Consider the following 17,478-nt stretch of genomic DNA (forward strand, 5'->3'; position numbering starts at 1 on the left):
CTGTCTGTTTCATGGCCGACTACGAGTCTCGTCGCACCGAGGAGGGATTCCGCCGGCTGATCGCGTTCTCGGATGCGGTGGTCGCGATTGCGCTCACCCTCCTCGTGCTGCCGCTTGCCGACATCCCGCGGGAGATCTCGGAGGACACCACGGTCGGTGACGTCCTCTCCGAACATATGCCCGAGATCGTCAGTTTCTTTGTCAGCTTCATCGTGATCTGGGTCTTGTGGCGCAATCATCACCGCACCATGGAGCATTTCCGGACCTACGACCGGGTGCTGTTCGAGCTCCACTTCGTCTGGCTGCTGACCATCGTGGCGCTTCCGTTCGTCACGGCCATGCTCGACAATCAGTACATCGAACGTGCCAACGCCGTCTACATGGGAGTGCTTGCCGTATCGATTCTCTCGTTGGTCTCCATGACCGCGTGGGGCGCCCGTCGTCGCGAGCTGCTGGAACCGGGCGACGACATCGAACCATGGCTCCGCCGGCGCTCGGGCACCGTGACGTTCGTGCTGCTGGTGGTCGCCATGGTCATCGCGATCCTCTATCCCGAGACGGGTTCCTGGCCCTTGCTGCTGTTGGTTTTGTCGGGAGCGGTGGAGAAGCTGCTGGCCCGGCTCCGCGACCGGACGGCCGGGCGGGCGCGCGGCCCGCGAGCACGCTGAGCGCCGAGATCTCCGCCACCTTCACGGACGAGCCGTCGCGCATGCTCACTTCCATGTGCACATCTCGCCGGATCTCGGAAGCCTGAGTCGCGCGCCCGACACGTACGAGGTGGTTCACTACAGACATGTCAACGCCCGCCGGCCCGCTGTCCGATCAGTATCAGCCCGATCCGCGGCGCTGGAAGGCGCTGGCAGTGTGCCTGGTGGTCGGCTTCATGACCCTGCTCGACGTCTCGATCGTCAACGTGGCGCTGCCGTCGATCGAGAAGGGGCTCGGCGCGACGTCGGCCGACCTGTCGTGGGTGGTTTCCGGATACGCCCTGACCTTCGGCCTCGTGCTGGTACCGGCCGGCCGCGTCGGGGACGCTCGGGGTCGCAAGACCACATTCCTCGTCGGATTGACGCTGTTCGTCCTTGCCTCCGCGGCGTGCGGCCTGGCACCGGGGCCGGGAATGCTGGTCATCTCGCGGCTCATCCAGGGCGCCGCCGGCGGCATTCTCAGCCCCCAGGTGTCGGGACTCATCCAGCTCCTGTTCCGGGGCGCCGAGCGCGGCCGGGCGTTCGGGATGTTCGCCGCGACCATCGGCATCTCGACCGCGGTCGGGCCCCTGCTCGGCGGCATCCTCATCCAGATCGGCGGTGAAGAGCACGGCTGGCGATGGGTGTTCTTCGTGAACGTACCGATCGGCATCCTGGCCTTCATCGCGGCAGTCCGACTGATACCCTCCCGGCCGGTCGAGACCAAGCAGCCGTTGCGCGCATCGTCGTTCGACCCCATCGGGGTGGTCCTGCTCGGCGCCGGCGTGGTTGCACTGATGCTGCCGCTCGTCCAGGAACAGCAGTGGGAAGGCAACGGCAAGTGGCTGTTGATGGTCCTCGCCGCGGTGCTCCTGGCGGTCTTCGTGTGGTGGGAGCGGCACCAGGCGCACCGGGGCCGGCAGCAACTCGTGGACCTGTCGTTGTTCACCCTGCGGTCGTATTCGCTGGGCTGTGTCATCGCGCTCGTGTACTTCGCCGGATTCACCACGGTCTTCTTCATCTACACCCTCTATGTGCAGCAGGGACTGGGCTATTCGGCACTGATGGCGGGTCTCGCCGTGACCCCCTTCGCGCTCGGTTCCGCGGTATCGGCGGCCATCGGCGGGAACATCGTCGGGAAGTTCGGCCGCAAGCTGGTCGTCTTCGGACTGCTGCTCGTTGTCGTCGGCATGGTGACGACCGTGTTCGCAGTCCAATTGGTGCCCGGGGACAACGTGGCCTACGCGGCCGCAGTCCCGTTGCTGGTGGCCGGCATCGGATCGGGGTTGGTGATCTCGCCGAACCTCACCCTGAGTCTCGACGAGATCCCGGTCTCCAAGGCGGGCATCGCGGGTGGCGTTCTGCAGACCGGCCAGCGTATCGGCTCCGCCGCCGGTATCGCCGTGGTGGGAGCAGTGTTCTTCGCACAGGTGGCGAATACACACGGCGACTGGGCGAAAGCGTTCCAGCTCGGGCTCTCGACGGCGGCGCTGCTGGTTCTGGTCGCGCTGATCGTCGGGCTGGCAGATCAGTTCGCGGAGCGACGGAAGGCGACGACGTCCCTGTGATGATGTCGGAAGTAGAAGTGGAAGCCGCAGAAAGCCGGTGAGAAGACACGGGGCTTTGGCAATCGGACCGGAGGGGACTGCAGGTTGAGTGATGACGAAGTGACCTTCACGATCGGGCGTGAGGAGCTGATCGTGCGGCAGCGATGGGAGACGATCAGCATCGCGAACGATGTCCTGATCGCGATGTGGTTTGTCGCCGGCAGCATCCTGTTCTTCTGGGAGAGCACGACCTTCGCAGCCACCTGGTGTTTCCTGTTGGGCAGCATCGAGTTCCTGGTACGCCCGGCGATCCGGCTGGCGCGACGTGTCCACATCCGGCGGATTCGGCCGGGTGCGACGGGTTCGGACAGCTCTTTCGATTATTGAGGCGGATGCCGCCGCTCGCGGCGGCGGGCCGCTTCAGCTGAGCAGGCGGCCGCCGAGTTCGGCGATGACCTCGTGCGGCTGCCCGAACAGTTGGGCACTGCCGTGTGCGCGCTTGAAATAGAGCTGGATGTCGTGTTCGGCAGTGATGCCGATACCCCCGTGGAGCTGGATGCCCTCGCCGGTCACGCGTGCGAACGCTTCCGAGCAGTACACATGTGCCGCCGCTGCCAGGCCGTCGGCAGCCGGATCGCCGGTGACGATCGCCGCCACGGCAGCCCTGGAGATCGATCGCGCAGTCTCGACCAGCGCGTACATGTCTGCCATCCGATGCTTCAACGCCTGGAACGATCCGATGATCCGACCGAACTGCTTGCGTGACTTCGTGTAGTCGACGGTGAGGTCGAGTGCTGCCGCGGCACCGCCGACCTGTTCGGCGGCCAGCAGGGCCCATGCGTGGGTGCGGAGTCGGCCAGGCAGATCCGAGCCCGACGCGATCGTGCGGGCCGGTGCTTCGTCGAAGTCGATCCGCGAGAGGGGGCGACTGGGATCGACCACGGGTAGGGGGGTGACCGTCACACCGTCGGCGTCGGCATCCACCGCGTGCAGGGTGGTGCCGTCGACGCCACCGGCGAGTACCAGCAGGAGGTCTGCCGCCTCGCCGTCGATCACGTAGTCGGCTGTGCCGGAGAGCAATCCGCCGTCGGCCCGCACTCCCGGCCGGTCCCATCCGTCGCGACCCGCCCAACACACCGTCGCGATGCGCTCGCCGGATGCGATGGACGGCAGCAAGGCGGCGGTGACCTCGTCGTCACCGGCGATGAGGATCGCGGCGGTGGCCAGCGCCGTCGCGTAGACAGGCACCGGGCTCAGCGATCGGCCCAGTTCCTCGAGAACGGCCGCCGTCTCGGCGAAGGAGGCGCCCGCGCCACCGGCCTCTTCCGGGATGGGGAGGGCCGCAACACCGATCTCTGCGCACAACGTCTGCCAGAGCCCGCGGTCGATCCGTGGTGTCGCGCGCATCGCCGCTCGGGCGGATGCGGAGTCGGCGCGGCGGGTCACCAGATCGCGGATGGCCTCGGCGAGCGCCTCGCGCTCCTCCGCCGAGACCGCTGCGGGGGCGATCACATCACTGGTCACAACGACTCCAGTACTCGCTGCCGCAGGACCGCGGGAGTTCCCCACGCGGTGAGCAGCGCACGCGTCTTGGTCAGGTAGAGAGACAGGTCGTGCTCGGTGGTGTAGCCGATGGCTCCCAGCACCTGCAGCGCCCGGCGCGAGGCGAGGTGGGCAGCGTCGCCGGCAGCGACCTTGGCCGCAGCGACGTCCCGACGGGTGTCGGTGTCCTCCGGCGCCAGACCGTCGATCCCGAGAGCGGCGGCGTGGACCAGGGGTCGTGCCATCTCGATCGCGATCGCGACGTCGGCGAGGTGGTGCTTGACCGCCTGGAAGGAGCCGATCGGACGACCGAACTGCTTGCGCGCCTGCGCATAGTCGGCGGCGAGGGTGAGCATCGAGCCTGCCATGCCGAGCAGCTGTGCGGCCGCCGCCAAGATGCCGATGTCGATCGCATCGTCGACGGAGACGCCTTCGGCCAGTACCTCGCCCGGGGTCAGCTCGGCGACCATGCGGGTCGGATCGACGGTCGCCACCGGTTCGCCGACGGTGGCCGTGCTGAGCACGCCGTCGCGCACGAGGTAGGCGACGTCGGCGACGGGGGCCATCGGTGCGATCGGTGGGATGGCGCAGGTGGCGATGGACCCTTCGGCCAAGGCGCTCAGACGTTCCCCGGTGATGTTCGCGGCGTGGAACAACACGGGCAGCACCGCGATGGTCTCGATGACCGGTCCGGGGAGGGCGTGGCGTCCGATCTGTTCCATGGCGACGGCCATCTCGATGGCGCCGGCCGACGAGCCGCCCGACGACTCGTCGATCAGCAGGCCGCTGATCCCGGTCTCGGCCAGCGTGGCGAACACCTCGCTAGCCGGTTGCGGATCGCCGTCGGCCCACGCGCGGGCGCGCGACGCGACATCGGCCTTGGTGAGCAGGGCGTCGACCGTGGAGCCCAGGTCGTCGTGCACATCGGAGAGGAGGAATTCCATGGTGTCACCTGTCCCCACGCGGGAGGCCGAGCAGCCGTTCCGCGATGACGTTGCGCTGGATCTCGTTGGTACCGGCGTAAATCGGACCGGACAGCGAGAAGAGGTAGCCGTCCATCCAGGCGTCGTCGAGTTCGGCGTCGACACCCTGGAGGTCGAGGGCGGTCTCGTGCGTGGCGATGTCCCACTGCGACCAGAACACCTTGTTGATCGACGATTCCATACCCAGCTGGCCGCCTGCGGCGAGACGGCTGACCGTCTGGTACGTCGAGAGCTCGTAGGCCCGGGCGCCGATCCACGCATCGGCAACGCGGGCATCGACATTCGCCGTCGACGGCACCGAGTCGCGATTGCGCTTCCACAGGTCGACCAGACGATCGGTGGCCGCCAGGAAGCGGCCGGGGGAGCGTAGCGAGAGACCGCGTTCGTTGGCCGCGGTGCTCATGGCCACGCGCCAGCCGTTGTCGATCTCACCGATGACGCCGGAGTCGCCGGGGTCGGCCGGGTCGTCGGGGACGAAGACATCGGAGAGGAAGAGTTCGGCAAAGCCGGGCTCGCCGTCGAGCTGCGCGATCGGCCGTACCGTGACGCCCGGACTGCGCAGGTCGAACATGAAGTACGTGAGTCCCTTGTGACGCTGGGCCGCTTTGTCGGTGCGGAACAGGCCGAACGCCCAGTCGGCGAAGCTCGATCGCGAACTCCAGGTCTTCTGCCCGTTGAGCAGCCACCCGCCGTCGGTACGAGTCGCCGTCGACCGTAGCGAGGCGAGGTCGCTGCCCGCCTCGGGTTCGCTCCACGCCTGACCCCAGATGTCGTCGGCACGCGCCATGCGCGGCAGGATGCGGGCGAGCTGATCGGGGTTGGCATGTTCGAACAATGTGGGGGCGAGCAGGAAGATGCCGTTCTGGCTGACCCGGCCGGGCGCGCCCGAGCGGTAGTACTCCTCCTCGAAGATCACCCAGTGCAGCAGGGGGACGTCGCGGCCCCCGTATTCCTCGGGCCAGCTGACCACCGACATCCGGTCGGCGGCCATCGTTCGTTCCCATTCCCGGTGCGCCTCGAAGCCCTCTGCGGTGTCCATCGACGGGAGTGGTTCGGCGGGAACATGTTCGGCCAGCCACGACCGCACCTCCGTGCGGAATTCCTCGGCGTCGTCGTCGAAGTACAGATCCATGTCAGCTCCCCGACCCGTTGGATGCCGACGCCCCACTCGCCTTCATCGACTTGGCATCCATGCCGCCGAGCGAATCGCCGCCCGACTCGGAGTTGGCCGCATGCGCGAAGTGATGCCACCCGAACACCGAGTCCATCGAGTTGCGCAGGCCCATCTGGTCCTCGCAGATGTTGACGGCCTTCTTGCTCAGGAAGAGTCCCTGCATCGGCATCGCGACCATCTTCTCGGCGATCGCGTCGACCTTGGCGGACAGTTCATCCCGGGGCACGACGTGGTTGACCATGCCCCACTCGGCAGCTTGTGTGGCGGTGAACCGTTCGCCGGTGAACAGGATCTCCTTCGCGCGGCGAGTACCCAGCGCGTAGGCATGCGCGAAGTACTCAACGCCCGGGATGCCCATGCGGGCAACGGGATCGGAGAAGAATGCATCGTCGGAGGCCACGATGAAGTCGCAGATCCACGCGAGCATCAGACCGCCCGCGATGCAGGCACCGTGGACCTGGGCGATGACCGGCTTGGGCATCTCACGCCAACGGCGGCACATGCCCATGTAGACCTCCATCTCGCGGGCGAGACGCTGATCTGCCCCCGACTTGTCGGTGTGGTCCCAGTGCAGGGTGGCGACGTTGTCGTAGAAGGTGTCGAAGTCGCGTTCCGGGGTACCGATGTCGTGACCGGCCGAGAAGTGCTTGCCGTTCGCGCGGAGCACCACGACCTTGACCGCCGCGTCGTCGACGGCCTTGCGGAACGCCGCATCCAGTGAATACGTCATCACGGAGTTCTGGGCGTTGCGGTAATCGGGCCGGTTCAGCGTCACGTAGGCGACAGCGCCTTCGGGGCCGCCGACCTCGTAGGCGACGGGTGTCGAATCCGGCCCGAGGTCGTCGGGGCCGAGTGCGGGCGGGATGACGGCATCACTCATGCCCCGAGCGTAACCTAGCAAGTGCTTGGTTGGTAGTCGGGTGTTGCTCGCTCCGGGCGGCGTGATCGGGGACTCGGTCAGCCCACGCGCATGGTCCCGCTACAGGAGGTGCTCGGTATCGCCCACAACGCGTTGCGATTCACGGCGCTGAACGTGACCCGAACCGTTCCGGGTCCGGTGTCGAGCCGGAACGTGGGTCCGCCGACGAACAATCTGATCTGCGCGGTGTCGAATGCGACGCCCTTCTTGCCGGTCGAGAGGTTGTGCCACTCGAGTCGTCCGGCCGATTGGTATCCGCCGGTCGGTGTCCAGAAGCTGGAGACGTCGCGGACGGCAGCGGTGACGCGACCGCGCCCGTTGGGACTCACGAACAGTCGCGCAGTGCTGAACGGCTGGTCGACGATGTTCGGACTCACTCCCCAGCACCGGTCGAGCGGCACGACCGTCTCTGCGGACGCGGTGGTGGGCGCCACGGCGCCGAGTCCGATCGCGGCGGCGGCGGCGAGGAGGGCGATGGTGAGGCGACGACGACGCGTGGAGCCTGGGGTTTCGTGGGTCGAGGGGCGAGGGAGCTGTGACATGTCGGGGACCGTAGCCGATGTGGCGATCTGCCCGACATGGGGTATTTGCGAGTTATGGGAACTGTGATGGTGTTGTGACTGGTGTGTCGGACGAATGGGGGACGTGCGCTTTCGTACCGTCGGGTGGTGCCTACCGCAACTGTTCGGAGATCCGGTCGGCGGCCGCTCGCGTAGCCTCGGCGATGGCCGTCAGCTCGGCCGCCGGCATCGTCGTGTTGGGGCAGGCGACGATCGAGGCCACCACCCCCCGGTTCGCATCCCTGATCGGAGCGCCGATCGTGACCGCGGCGACGTCTCCGGTCAGCTCGTCGGGGAGGTAGTCGATCACCGACAGTTCGGTCAGCAGGTCGCCGACCTTGGCGCGCAGGCCGTCCGACATCGTGTCGAGCGAGCTCAGCGCATCGACCATCGCGACGTGATCGTCGGTCATCCGCTCGATCGAGTAACCGCGCTCGGCGATGACGTCGAGGACCACTCGCAGCCGTGTTCGTGTCGGCTCCGGAGCCTGGGCGATCCAGTCGGCCCGGGCCTCCGCCGACTCCCATGCGACGAACTCCCGGCAGATCGGCGGGCGCAGCCGGATGCGCTGACCATGGCGGAACCACGGCGATGCGTCGCCGCCGTCGGTGAGGTGATCGGGTACCGCGTGTTCGGCCACGGTGATCGAATCGTGGGCGGTACGTCGGGCGACGAAGCAGGGGATCGACAATCGGTCGCTCAGTGCCCGCGCGGCAGTAGCCGCCCATCGACTCAGGTGATCCGCGTTGTCCGCAGACCGGGCGAGCGCGACGAATCCCGGACCGATCCCGTAGGTGTTCGACGCGGGGTCTCGGAACAGCCAACCGCGTTCGACCAGTTCGCCGACGATCGCGTGGGCGGTGGCGCGCGACAACCCGATCTGGCGGACAATCTCGGCAAGCGTCATCGATTGCCTGGCCGGATCGGCGAGGAGTTCGATGATGCTGATGACGCGGGCGGTGGGAGGTGAAGCGCCGGCGCGCGACGGTTGACTCGCGCCAGACGACTCACCTACGGTTTGTGTCACATACTCAATACTGAGTGTCGAATAACCGACATGTCAAGGAGTTGGTCAATGTCGAGCACGGCAGACGCGACAGGTCATCGCGTGCACCACGGGTACGAATTGACCCACCTGGATGCGCTCGAAGCCGAGTCGGTCCACATCATCCGAGAGGTGGCCGCCACCTTCGAGCGGCCGGTACTGCTGTTCTCCGGAGGCAAGGACTCGGTGGTGATGTTTCACCTGGCGCGCAAGGCGTTCTGGCCGGCCCCGGTGCCGTTCCCGCTGATGCATGTCGACACCGGACACAATTTCGACGAGGTCATCGACTTCCGTGACCGGGTCGTCGAGCAGACCGGTGTGCGACTGGTGGTCAGCTCCGTCCAGGACGACATCGATGCGGGACGGGTCGTCGAGGACACCGGTCCGGGCACGAGCCGCAACCGGCTGCAGACCACCGCACTCCTTCGTGGCATCACCGAGAACCGGTTCGACGCGGTGTTCGGCGGTGCCCGGCGGGACGAGGAGAAGGCCAGGGCCAAAGAGCGAGTGTTCAGCTTCCGTGACGAGTTCGGCGCCTGGGACCCGCGCGCCCAGCGTCCGGAACTCTGGCACCTGTACAACGGCAGGCACCACAAGGGCGAACACATCCGGGTGTTCCCGCTGAGCAACTGGACCGAACTCGACATCTGGCAGTACATCGGCGCCGAGCACATGGAACTCCCGCCGATCTACTACGCGCACGAGCGTGAGGTGATCCCGCGCGACGGCATGCTGCTCGCCAAGACCCGCTTCCTGCAGCAGTACCCGGGGGAGGAGGCGAGGACCGAGATGGTCCGTTTCCGTACCGTCGGCGATGCCACGTGCACGGGCTGCGTCCTCAGCGGGGCCGACACCATCGAGAAGGTGGTCGAGGAGATCGAGATCACCCGGGTCACCGAACGGGGTGCCACCCGCGCCGACGACCGCATCTCCGAAGCGGGTATGGAGGATCGGAAGAAGGAGGGGTACTTCTGATGCCCAAAGAACTGCTCCGCCTGGCGACGGCCGGATCGGTCGACGACGGTAAGTCGACCCTCATCGGCAGACTGCTCTTCGATTCGAAGAGCATCTTCACCGACCAACTCGAATCCATCGAGCGCACGAGTGCCGAGCGTGGCGACGAGTATGCGAACCTCGCGCTCCTCACCGACGGTCTGCGGGCCGAACGCGAACAAGGCATCACGATCGACGTGGCCTACCGCTACTTCACGACCCCGAGGCGCAAGTTCATCATCGCCGACACTCCGGGACACGTGCAGTACACGCGCAACATGGTCACCGGCGCCTCGACCTCCGACCTGGCGATGATTCTCATCGATGCCCGGAAAGGGGTGCTGGAACAGACCCGACGGCACGCGTTCCTCTCGTCGCTCCTGGGCATTCCGCACCTGACGATCTGTGTGAACAAGATGGACCTCGTCGACTGGTCGCAGGAGCGGTTCGACGAGATCTGTGATGATTTCATCGCCTTTGCCGCCAAGCTCAACGTCATCGACCTGACCTTCATCCCGATGTCTGCGTTGCAGGGCGACAACGTGGTCGAGCAGTCGGTGAACATGCCGTGGTACGAGGGCCGCCCTCTCCTGAATCACCTCGAGAACGTCTACATCGCCTCGGACCGCAACCTGATCGACGCGCGGATGCCGGTGCAGTACGTCATCCGGCCCCAGCGCAGCGACGGTGCCGACCACCGCGCCTACGCCGGGACGGTGGCCGGCGGCGTGTTCTCGCGAGGAGATGAGATCGTCGTCCTGCCCGGGGGATTCAGCACGACCATCACCGAGATCTGGGGGCCCGGCGGCACCAAGGTGGACGAGGCGTTCGCGACGATGGCGGTGTCGATCGAACTCGCCGACGAGATCGACATCGTGCGTGGCGACATGCTGGCGCGTCCGAACAACCGTCCGTACGTCGGCCGCGACCTCGACGCGATGGTGTGCTGGTTCGCCGACGACACCGAACTGCGTCCGGGCAACCGGTATCAGATGATGTGCGGCACGCGGCTGACCCGCGCGCAGGTGAGCGGACTGAACTATCGCCTCGACGTCAACACGCTGCACCGTGACGAGGAGGCGACCAGCCTCGGGCTCAACGAGATCGCGCGGATCACCGTGCACACGCAGCAGCCGGTGATGTTCGACGCCTACCGCAAGAACCGGGAGACCGGCAGCTTCATCCTCATCGACGAGGGGAGCAACAAGACGGTGGCGGCGGGCATGATCACCGCGCCGGTCAGCAAGGACAGCCACGTGGTGTGGCAGACCACCAAGGTGTCGCGTGAACAGCGGACCCATCAGGGCGCCACCATCTGGCTCACCGGACTGTCCGGTTCCGGCAAGTCGTCGCTGGCCGTCGAACTCGAACGCCGACTGGTGGCCGAGAGCCGCCCCGCGTACCTGATGGACGGCGACAACCTCCGGCACGGCCTCAACGTCGACCTCGGCTTCTCCGACGACGACCGTCGGGAGAACATCCGCCGAACCAGTGAGGTCGCTGCCCTGTTCGCCGACGCGGGGGCGATCGCGATCGTCTCGCTGATCAGTCCGTTCGCCGAGGAGAGGCAACGGGCGCGCGAGATCCATGCGCAACGGCGACTGCCGTTCTTCGAGATCTTCGTGGATACACCGCTCGACGTGTGTGAAGAACGTGACCCGAAGGGCCTGTACGCCAAGGCGCGCCGCGGCGAGATCAGCCAGTTCACCGGGATCGACTCACCCTACGAACGTCCCGGCCATGCCGACGTGGTGGTGACACCATCGGATGGTTCGCCGGTCGACGTGGCCGAATCGATCATCCGAAACCTGGGACTGTAGGAGAGCGACTTGTCCACCGATCGTGTGCTCGCCGGTGATCTGGCCACCGCCGCAGGAGAACTGCTCCTCGAGATCCGTGCCACCAGCGGGCTCGCCGGAAAGGAACTCGGCAAGGCAGGCGATCTCCGGTCCGACGAGTTCATCCTGGCTCGGCTGGCGGCCGAGCGGCGCGATGACGCGGTGCTCTCCGAGGAATCCGCCGACGACAAGCAGAGGTTGACCGCCGCCCGGGTCTGGATCGTCGATCCGGTCGACGGCACAAGGGAATACGGCACCGAAGGTCGCGCCGACTGGGCGGTCCACGTGGCGTTGTGGTCGGCGACCGACGGACTCATCGCAGGTGCGGTGGCACTCCCGGCTCTTGGCGTCACCTACCTCGACGACACCGAACCGGTGGCCCCGACCGACGGGCTCGCGGCCGTGCCCGCGGGGGATCGGCCACGTGTGGTGGTCAGCGCTTCTCGCCCGCCCGTCTTCTCCCAGGCGGTCGCCGATGCCATCGGCGGAGAGGTGCTGGCGATGGGCTCTGCCGGCGCCAAGGCCATGGCGGTTGTCCGGGGCGAGGCCGTCGCCTACGTGCACGCAGGTGGCCAATACGAGTGGGACTCGGCGGCACCCGTTGCGGTGGCCCAGGCAAAAGGCTTGTGGTGTGGCCGGATCGACGGTTCGGAACTCGTCTACAACCGCGACGACACCTATCTGCCCGACCTGGTGATCTGCCGACCGGAACTCACGGACGCGATCATCGGGATCACCTCCGCGGACGCCTGAGCCCTCACCTCTGGGAGTCGACGAGAACCTGCGCGAGCAGGGTCAGTCGTGGGTGATCACGGCAGGTCGACCTTGGATGCGAGCCATCGGTCACCGACCTTGTCCATCGTCATCACCACACGGCTGCGGTCGATCCGTGGCTCGGGAGTGGACGCGTTGCGTACCGTCTGGTCGATGAACAGGAGCACCACCACCTTGTCGGTGGTCGCCGACTGGATGCCCGATGCGATGACCTTTCCCTGCGCGTCGGCCTTGTTGTCGACGAGCAACTGACGCAACTGCGCGCTCGACTTCGCGTACATGTCCTTGAATCCGCCGGTGGCGCCGCCGAGAACGGTCGCGAAGTCCTTGTCGACGCTGTCGGCGCTGACGCTGGTCAGGGAGACCGCGTATTGCTCGGCGACCGACTTCGCGGCCGTGGCAGCGTTGTCGACGTCGCGAGCCTGCTTCCACTCCATGCCGAACCAACCGGCAAGTGCCACACCGACGATGGCCACCAAAGTGACGACGACGGTGAAGATTCGCCGGGTTCGGCGGCCGGTGAGGGCGGCCCGGACCCGCGCTCGACGGGTCGGGGCGGCGGCGGATTCTTCCTCGTGATCGGAGGTGGCTGCCTCGTCGTCGGCGGTGACCTCCGGCGGATCGGAGCTCACCTGCGCCGGTTCCGTCGTGTCGGTGTCGGTGTCGTCGTCGGAGAGCGGGGTGGTCGCGGGATCGCTCGGCGACTCAGCGGATTTCTCGCGCCGCACCGACGGCGCCGCGCCGGCCAACCGCTTGGCCGTGGATCGCGCCGACGGCGGACGCACGGACGAGGACTTGTTCGGTGCCTTGGTCGTCGTGGAGTTCACGATTGTCCTTTCGATCGATCTTCCGGTGGTCATGGTTGGGACGGTAGTGCGGGTCCGGCGAAGGGCAGCGGAATCGATTGCGGTCCGGTCGGTGAGGGACTCGAGCGGGCGTCGGGCGCCGCTCCGGGTGGCGGACCCGCGGTGTCGTCGCCCGGCGGCCGGGGTGCATTCCGGGCACCCCTGATCTGTACCGACGGGTCGGGGTTGTTGCAGTACGTATACAGATAAGGTTCCGGATGATCGGGTTGTGACGGTGGCAGGCGCGGCAGCCCGTAATCACAGGTGTTGCGCGGATAGATGTTCACCGCGGCCCAGATGCCGCCGTCTCGCATGGTGGTGCTCAGTGCGCCAAGGGTCGATCCGTCCCGATCCTGGGGGAAGAAGAATTCGTTGAGAGCGGGTATGTGCACGTAGGCCATCTGTGTCACGGTTGCCAGATTGCCCAGCAGTTGCACCATCGTGGGCGCGTTGTCGGCGATGATGGCGTCGGTGGCCCGCAGCGCTGCCGGGGTGCGGTTCAGCAGCGTACGGTAGCCGTTCTGCTTGCGCGCCGCACCGGCCATCAGGTGGCTGAGATCTTTGGACGTCTCGGTGAGGGCCGGCGCGCCCTGGCCGAGGGTGGTGAGCACCGTGCGACTGCTCTTCAACAGACTCACCGTCTGCGGCAGAACGGAATCGAGGGTGGAGATCAGGAACGTCCCGCCGTCGATGATGTCGGCCAGCCGCTCCGAACCCTGTGGCGAGACCCCGAGTTCATGCGTGATGGTGTGCAACTTCTCCGGATCGACCTGATCGAGGGTGCCGCTGAGGTCGTCGAGGACGTTCGCGAGCGGGACCGGGGTGGTGGTCTGGTCCGCCGAGATCACCGTTCCGTCGCTGAGGAACGGGCCGGACGACGTGGCGGGCCGGAAGTCGAGATACTGTTCGCCCGCCAGCGACAGGCCGGCCACCCGGACCTCGCCCCGCACCGGGATCTGGACGCTCGGGTCGATCTCGGCCTGTGCGACGACACCGTCCCGGGTGAGGTCCACCTGACGCACGCGGCCGACCGGCACGCCGCGGAGTGTGACGTTCTGGCCGGCGAGAAGGCCACCGGATTCCTTGAGCTGCACGCGGACCACGATCGGGGAGCTGGCGGGCGAGCTGTGGAAGACGCCGAACACGAGATACCCGATGCCCAGGATGAGCACGACGAACAACCCGATGGCGGACAGCCCGAGTCGATGTCGGCGCCCCCGTCGGGTGGCCGACACGATGCCGCGTGCCGGGACTTCGAGGAAGCCGGTACGGAAGGCCGAGGCGCCGGGCGCCGCGAACGAGCGGTCATCGGTTGTCGACGTCATCGCGGCGGCTCCAACTTCTTGCGCAGCTTCTCCAAGGTGTACGTGATGGTCCCGACGAAGTTGCCGACGTCGGTGACGTCGGGTAGTCGGGCCCCCGGATCGGCCTTGTGCCGGGGGTCCGCCAGCGCGCCGATGGACAGGTCCTGAAGGTCCGCATTGACGTGAGCAGCAGTGGAATTGGTGATCTTCATGACCGGCGCGAGCAACGAGTTCATCTTGGTCAGGTCCGCCTGGGGGTCCGTCGCGGCGTCGTTGAGCCCCTTCGACAGGGTGTTGAGGTTGGCCATCAGGTTCTGTGTCTTGCCGGTGGCGATCGACGGATAGCGCGACAGCTGAGTGCTGATCTGTCCGATCTGATCGACCAGGGTCAGGATCTGATCCGAGTTCGACGAGATGACGTCGAGCGCAGGTCCGGCGGCGGCGAGTGAATCGTTGACCGTCTTCTGCTGTGCCGACACGGTGGAGACCAGAGCGTCGGTCTGGCGCAGCGCATTGCGGATGTCGCCCGATCGTGCGGACAGCGCGGAGATCAACCGGGTGGAATGTGCGATGAGGTCCGACAACTTGTCACCACGATTGCCCACGGTTCGCCCCAGGCCGTTGACGATCTTCGTCAGGTCGCGGAGGACGCCCCCGTTGACCAACAGCGCCGACGTGGAGAGGATCTCCTCGACCGTCGTCGCAGCGCCGGTGTCCTTCAACGAGATCGTGTCCCCGTCACCGAGGTCGGCGGTGTCGGTCGTGAGCGACTTCGGCGGCTGCAGGGCGACGAAGACGTCACCGAGCGGAGTGGCCGAGCGCAGTTCGGCTCGGGTGCCGCGCGGCAGCTTCACCTCGTCCGCGACGTGCATGGTCACCACGGCGACGTAGTCACGCACGGACATGCTCTGCACCGAACCCACGTCTGCGCCGTTGAGTTTGACCTTTGCCTCCTCGGGGAGGTTCAGTGCGTTCGCGAACTCGGCGCGCAGCGTATAGGTCGCGCCGGATTCGGTTCCCTTCTTGGGCAGAGGCAGGTCCGCGAGGCCGACGCCGCACCCGGCGAGCGTGCACATGCAGAGGGCCGCCACCATCAGCCGGACGATCGTCGAATACCTCATTGCGGCTTCCCCGCCATCGCCTCGAGCATTCCGTCCATGCCGAAGTCCGGCCCGAAGTCGCGCAACGTGCCCGTCGCACAACCGAGTTCGCGCATCCCGAGTACGTTGCAGACCTCCTTGACGAGTCGTCCGTCGAAGAACACCTTCTCGAGCTGGGCATGGACCCGGGCGACTCCGGCCTTCTTATCGATCGTGTTGTACGCGTTGTCCATCACCAGCGGCGCGACGTCGAGGAACTCCGACAACGATCTCCGGTAGTCCGCGAGCGCCCGCGTGACCGTGGTGGCGCCCGAGACCGTGTCCGCGACATCCTTGCGACGCTGCTGCATGAGATCGGTCGCCTCACCGAGAACCGCATTGATCTTGGCGCCGGTGGTGCCCCACCCGATGTTCTGGTCCGCGAACAGATCCGACATCTGCTGGACCGACGATCCGAACTCCCGGATGGTGGCATCGTTTCGGGCCGCGGTCGCCGAGAGCGACGACATGTCATCGACGATGTCGGTGATCGCGTTGCGCGTCTGCTCACCGTGATCGGAGCCCATCGCGAGCGCACGAGACAGCGAGCCCAGCGCCGAACGGATGTCCGGCCCGTTCCCCGACGTCATCGCCGCACTCACGTTCAGCAGGTCGGCGACCGGCCCGCCACCGCGATTGTCGCCCTGTAGTTGGACCGACAGTTTGTCGGCCATGGCCAGCATCCGGTCAACCTCGACCGGGGTCCTGGTCTGGTTCAGCTCCAGGTGGGCATTGTCCTGCAGTTGGGGGCCGCCCTGATATGCGGGGGTGAGTTCCACATGCCGGTCGGTCAGCACGGACGTGGAGACCGTCACCGCGGACGCGTCGGCGGGAACCGGTGTGTCCGTGCTGATGTCCATCGCCACATCGACGAATCCGGCGTGCGGGGTGATCTTGGTGACCTTGCCGACAGGCATCCCGAGTACCGAGACCGCGTTGCCCTCGTAGAGCCCGGAGGCGTTGTCGAACTGCGCGACGACGGAGATCGTGTGGTCGTCGTCGGTGCACGACCGTGCGACACCGACGACCAGCAGCACCGCCACGGCCAGCAGTGCCACCTTGATGATTCGACCCCGGGTCATCGGCAGTCCTTGAAGTAGGGCGGGAGGTTGGCGAGGTTTGCCTGCTTGGAGATCGCGCACATCCACGAATCGATCAGCGGGCCCGTCAGCGAGGTGAAGTCTGTCTCGTTGCCGGTCCCGGTGACGTTCACGAAATTCCGGACCGGGACAGGCAGGATCTGGAGCGTGTTGCGCAGCAGATTGTCGTTGCGCCGCAGGCTGTCCAGCAGGCCGTCGAGATTGGTGACCAATTTGTCGAGACCCGACCGATCGGCGACGACGACCTGGCGGAGCTGATTCGCCAGCACCGTTGTCGAGTCGAGGAGCCGATCGATCATCACCTGTCGGGTCAGCAACGCACGCAACAGATCACGCCCCTGCGTCATCAGCTGGCCGAGACCGGACTCTTGCCGCCGGACCACGGCGGTCAGCTTCTGCGTACTGGTCAGCAGGGAACCGATCTGCCCGCGTCGGTCGGCGATGATGGTCGACAGGCTCTGGATATTGGTGAGGGCCTGTGGGACCAGCTCGGGTGTGCCGTCGAGCTGGCGGGACAACGTGGTCATCGACGTCCCGATCTTCTCGGCATCGACCTGTTCGAAAGTCGTTGTGGCGTTTTGCATGACCTGTTGCAGGTCGTAGGGGACAGCCGTGTGCGACAAGGGGATGAGATCGTCGGGGAGCGATCCGGAGCCGGCGGGTGACAGCTCGATGTATCGGGAGCCGAGTAGCGTGGTCAGCTTGATCGATGCTCGTGTGTCCGATCCCAGGGGGACATCGTCGCCCACCTCCATCGTCACGGTGACGAAGGTGTGGTCGAGCCGGGTGTCCTTGACCGTGCCCACCGGAACGCCGGCGACACTGATCGAATCGCCGGGCGTGAGACCGGCGGCCTGAGCGAACTGAGCGCGAACCGAATGCTTGCCGATTCCGGCCTGGCCGACCTTGATCAGCCCGAGGGCGACCACCACGATGGCCACCAGCGCGACGGCGCCGATGATGACCTTGTTCCAGTTCTCGATGGGCTGTGACAACGATTTGCGGATACGCGCGGTGAAGGATCTCATC

General features: G+C 66.5%; 17 protein-coding genes. 6 read left to right on the top strand and 11 right to left on the bottom strand.

Annotation, left to right across the window (positions count from 1 at the left end; translation table 11 throughout):
* Nucleotides 1-11 precede the first annotated feature (11 nt).
* From ACLQ3I_RS16875 to ACLQ3I_RS16885, 3 genes are all read left to right on the top strand, one after another.
* Nucleotides 12-668, top strand: coding sequence for a TMEM175 family protein (locus tag ACLQ3I_RS16875; protein WP_425803406.1), 657 nt, complete (start codon nucleotides 12-14; stop codon nucleotides 666-668).
* Nucleotides 669-793: 125 nt separating this feature from the next.
* Nucleotides 794-2,254: an MFS transporter gene (locus ACLQ3I_RS16880; RefSeq protein WP_425803408.1), complete on the top strand. Its 1,461-nt coding sequence runs from the start codon at nucleotides 794-796 to the stop codon at nucleotides 2,252-2,254.
* Between the two features lie 84 nt (nucleotides 2,255-2,338).
* Entirely contained in the window at nucleotides 2,339-2,620 is a 282-nt protein-coding gene (locus tag ACLQ3I_RS16885; protein ID WP_425789466.1) for a YrhK family protein, read from the top strand.
* A gap of 33 nt (nucleotides 2,621-2,653) precedes the next feature.
* Here ACLQ3I_RS16885 and ACLQ3I_RS16890 read toward each other — a convergent pair whose 3' ends face one another.
* The 6 genes from ACLQ3I_RS16890 to ACLQ3I_RS16915 form a co-directional block, all read right to left on the bottom strand.
* Nucleotides 2,654-3,757, bottom strand: a complete 1,104-nt coding sequence (locus ACLQ3I_RS16890; RefSeq protein WP_425803410.1) for an acyl-CoA dehydrogenase family protein — start codon at nucleotides 3,755-3,757, stop codon at nucleotides 2,654-2,656.
* Nucleotides 3,754-4,719 carry an acyl-CoA dehydrogenase family protein gene (locus ACLQ3I_RS16895; RefSeq protein ID WP_425803412.1) on the bottom strand — a complete coding sequence of 322 codons (966 nt, stop codon included), beginning with the start codon at nucleotides 4,717-4,719 and terminating at the stop codon, nucleotides 3,754-3,756. Before ACLQ3I_RS16895 ends, ACLQ3I_RS16890 begins: the two co-directional genes overlap by 4 nt.
* Before the next feature lie 4 nt (nucleotides 4,720-4,723).
* Nucleotides 4,724-5,890, bottom strand: a complete 1,167-nt coding sequence (locus ACLQ3I_RS16900; RefSeq protein ID WP_425789460.1) for an acyl-CoA dehydrogenase family protein — start codon at nucleotides 5,888-5,890, stop codon at nucleotides 4,724-4,726.
* A gap of 1 nt (nucleotide 5,891) precedes the next feature.
* A complete protein-coding gene (locus ACLQ3I_RS16905) occupies nucleotides 5,892-6,812 on the bottom strand; it encodes an enoyl-CoA hydratase (RefSeq protein WP_425789458.1) in 921 nt (306 codons plus the stop codon).
* Nucleotides 6,813-6,889: 77 nt separating this feature from the next.
* Nucleotides 6,890-7,393 carry a hypothetical protein gene (locus tag ACLQ3I_RS16910; protein ID WP_425789456.1) on the bottom strand — a complete coding sequence of 168 codons (504 nt, stop codon included), beginning with the start codon at nucleotides 7,391-7,393 and terminating at the stop codon, nucleotides 6,890-6,892.
* Between the two features lie 130 nt (nucleotides 7,394-7,523).
* Nucleotides 7,524-8,438 carry an IclR family transcriptional regulator gene (locus ACLQ3I_RS16915; protein ID WP_425803414.1) on the bottom strand — a complete coding sequence of 305 codons (915 nt, stop codon included), beginning with the start codon at nucleotides 8,436-8,438 and terminating at the stop codon, nucleotides 7,524-7,526.
* Nucleotides 8,439-8,486: 48 nt separating this feature from the next.
* On the opposite strand from ACLQ3I_RS16915, the gene cysD reads away from it, so the two are divergent.
* The 3 genes from cysD to ACLQ3I_RS16930 are packed head-to-tail and all read left to right on the top strand — an operon-like array spanning nucleotide 8,487 to nucleotide 12,040.
* Nucleotides 8,487-9,431 (top strand): sulfate adenylyltransferase subunit CysD, encoded by a 945-nt coding sequence (gene cysD, locus ACLQ3I_RS16920; protein ID WP_425803417.1) that lies wholly within the window; start codon nucleotides 8,487-8,489, stop codon nucleotides 9,429-9,431.
* Nucleotides 9,431-11,269: an adenylyl-sulfate kinase gene (gene cysC, locus ACLQ3I_RS16925; RefSeq protein WP_425789450.1), complete on the top strand. Its 1,839-nt coding sequence runs from the start codon at nucleotides 9,431-9,433 to the stop codon at nucleotides 11,267-11,269. Before cysD ends, cysC begins: the two co-directional genes overlap by 1 nt.
* A 9-nt stretch (nucleotides 11,270-11,278) precedes the next feature.
* The gene (locus tag ACLQ3I_RS16930; RefSeq protein WP_425803419.1) at nucleotides 11,279-12,040 is read left to right on the top strand and encodes a 3'(2'),5'-bisphosphate nucleotidase CysQ; all 762 of its coding nucleotides are present in this window, start codon (nucleotides 11,279-11,281) and stop codon (nucleotides 12,038-12,040) included.
* A gap of 56 nt (nucleotides 12,041-12,096) precedes the next feature.
* Here ACLQ3I_RS16930 and ACLQ3I_RS16935 read toward each other — a convergent pair whose 3' ends face one another.
* The 5 genes from ACLQ3I_RS16935 to ACLQ3I_RS16955 are packed head-to-tail and all read right to left on the bottom strand — an operon-like array spanning nucleotide 12,097 to nucleotide 17,477.
* The gene (locus ACLQ3I_RS16935) at nucleotides 12,097-12,888 is read right to left on the bottom strand and encodes a hypothetical protein (protein WP_425803422.1); all 792 of its coding nucleotides are present in this window, start codon (nucleotides 12,886-12,888) and stop codon (nucleotides 12,097-12,099) included.
* A gap of 29 nt (nucleotides 12,889-12,917) precedes the next feature.
* Nucleotides 12,918-14,231: an MlaD family protein gene (locus tag ACLQ3I_RS16940; RefSeq protein WP_425803425.1), complete on the bottom strand. Its 1,314-nt coding sequence runs from the start codon at nucleotides 14,229-14,231 to the stop codon at nucleotides 12,918-12,920.
* The gene (locus ACLQ3I_RS16945; RefSeq protein WP_425789442.1) at nucleotides 14,228-15,331 is read right to left on the bottom strand and encodes an MlaD family protein; all 1,104 of its coding nucleotides are present in this window, start codon (nucleotides 15,329-15,331) and stop codon (nucleotides 14,228-14,230) included. The genes ACLQ3I_RS16940 and ACLQ3I_RS16945 overlap by 4 nt, the downstream gene beginning before the upstream one ends.
* Nucleotides 15,328-16,431: an MCE family protein gene (locus ACLQ3I_RS16950; protein ID WP_425803427.1), complete on the bottom strand. Its 1,104-nt coding sequence runs from the start codon at nucleotides 16,429-16,431 to the stop codon at nucleotides 15,328-15,330. The genes ACLQ3I_RS16945 and ACLQ3I_RS16950 overlap by 4 nt, the downstream gene beginning before the upstream one ends.
* Nucleotides 16,428-17,477 carry an MCE family protein gene (locus ACLQ3I_RS16955; protein WP_425803429.1) on the bottom strand — a complete coding sequence of 350 codons (1,050 nt, stop codon included), beginning with the start codon at nucleotides 17,475-17,477 and terminating at the stop codon, nucleotides 16,428-16,430. The genes ACLQ3I_RS16950 and ACLQ3I_RS16955 overlap by 4 nt, the downstream gene beginning before the upstream one ends.
* Nucleotide 17,478 lies beyond the last annotated feature (1 nt).

It is taken from the genome of Gordonia sp. DT101, from assembly GCF_049844895.1.
Classification (GTDB): domain Bacteria; phylum Actinomycetota; class Actinomycetes; order Mycobacteriales; family Mycobacteriaceae; genus Gordonia.

Coding starts and splice junctions, on each gene's coding strand:
- ACLQ3I_RS16910 (WP_425789456.1), bottom strand. CDS start 7,393: ATGTCACAGCTCCCTCGCCCCTCGACCCACGAAACCCCAGGCTCCACG.
- ACLQ3I_RS16950 (WP_425803427.1), bottom strand. CDS start 16,431: ATGACCCGGGGTCGAATCATCAAGGTGGCACTGCTGGCCGTGGCGGTG.
- ACLQ3I_RS16895 (WP_425803412.1), bottom strand. CDS start 4,719: ATGGAATTCCTCCTCTCCGATGTGCACGACGACCTGGGCTCCACGGTC.
- cysC (WP_425789450.1), top strand. CDS start 9,431: ATGCCCAAAGAACTGCTCCGCCTGGCGACGGCCGGATCGGTCGACGAC.
- ACLQ3I_RS16955 (WP_425803429.1), bottom strand. CDS start 17,477: ATGAGATCCTTCACCGCGCGTATCCGCAAATCGTTGTCACAGCCCATC.
- ACLQ3I_RS16940 (WP_425803425.1), bottom strand. CDS start 14,231: ATGACGTCGACAACCGATGACCGCTCGTTCGCGGCGCCCGGCGCCTCG.
- ACLQ3I_RS16900 (WP_425789460.1), bottom strand. CDS start 5,890: ATGGATCTGTACTTCGACGACGACGCCGAGGAATTCCGCACGGAGGTG.
- ACLQ3I_RS16875 (WP_425803406.1), top strand. CDS start 12: ATGGCCGACTACGAGTCTCGTCGCACCGAGGAGGGATTCCGCCGGCTG.
- ACLQ3I_RS16945 (WP_425789442.1), bottom strand. CDS start 15,331: ATGAGGTATTCGACGATCGTCCGGCTGATGGTGGCGGCCCTCTGCATG.
- ACLQ3I_RS16880 (WP_425803408.1), top strand. CDS start 794: ATGTCAACGCCCGCCGGCCCGCTGTCCGATCAGTATCAGCCCGATCCG.
- cysD (WP_425803417.1), top strand. CDS start 8,487: ATGTCGAGCACGGCAGACGCGACAGGTCATCGCGTGCACCACGGGTAC.
- ACLQ3I_RS16905 (WP_425789458.1), bottom strand. CDS start 6,812: ATGAGTGATGCCGTCATCCCGCCCGCACTCGGCCCCGACGACCTCGGG.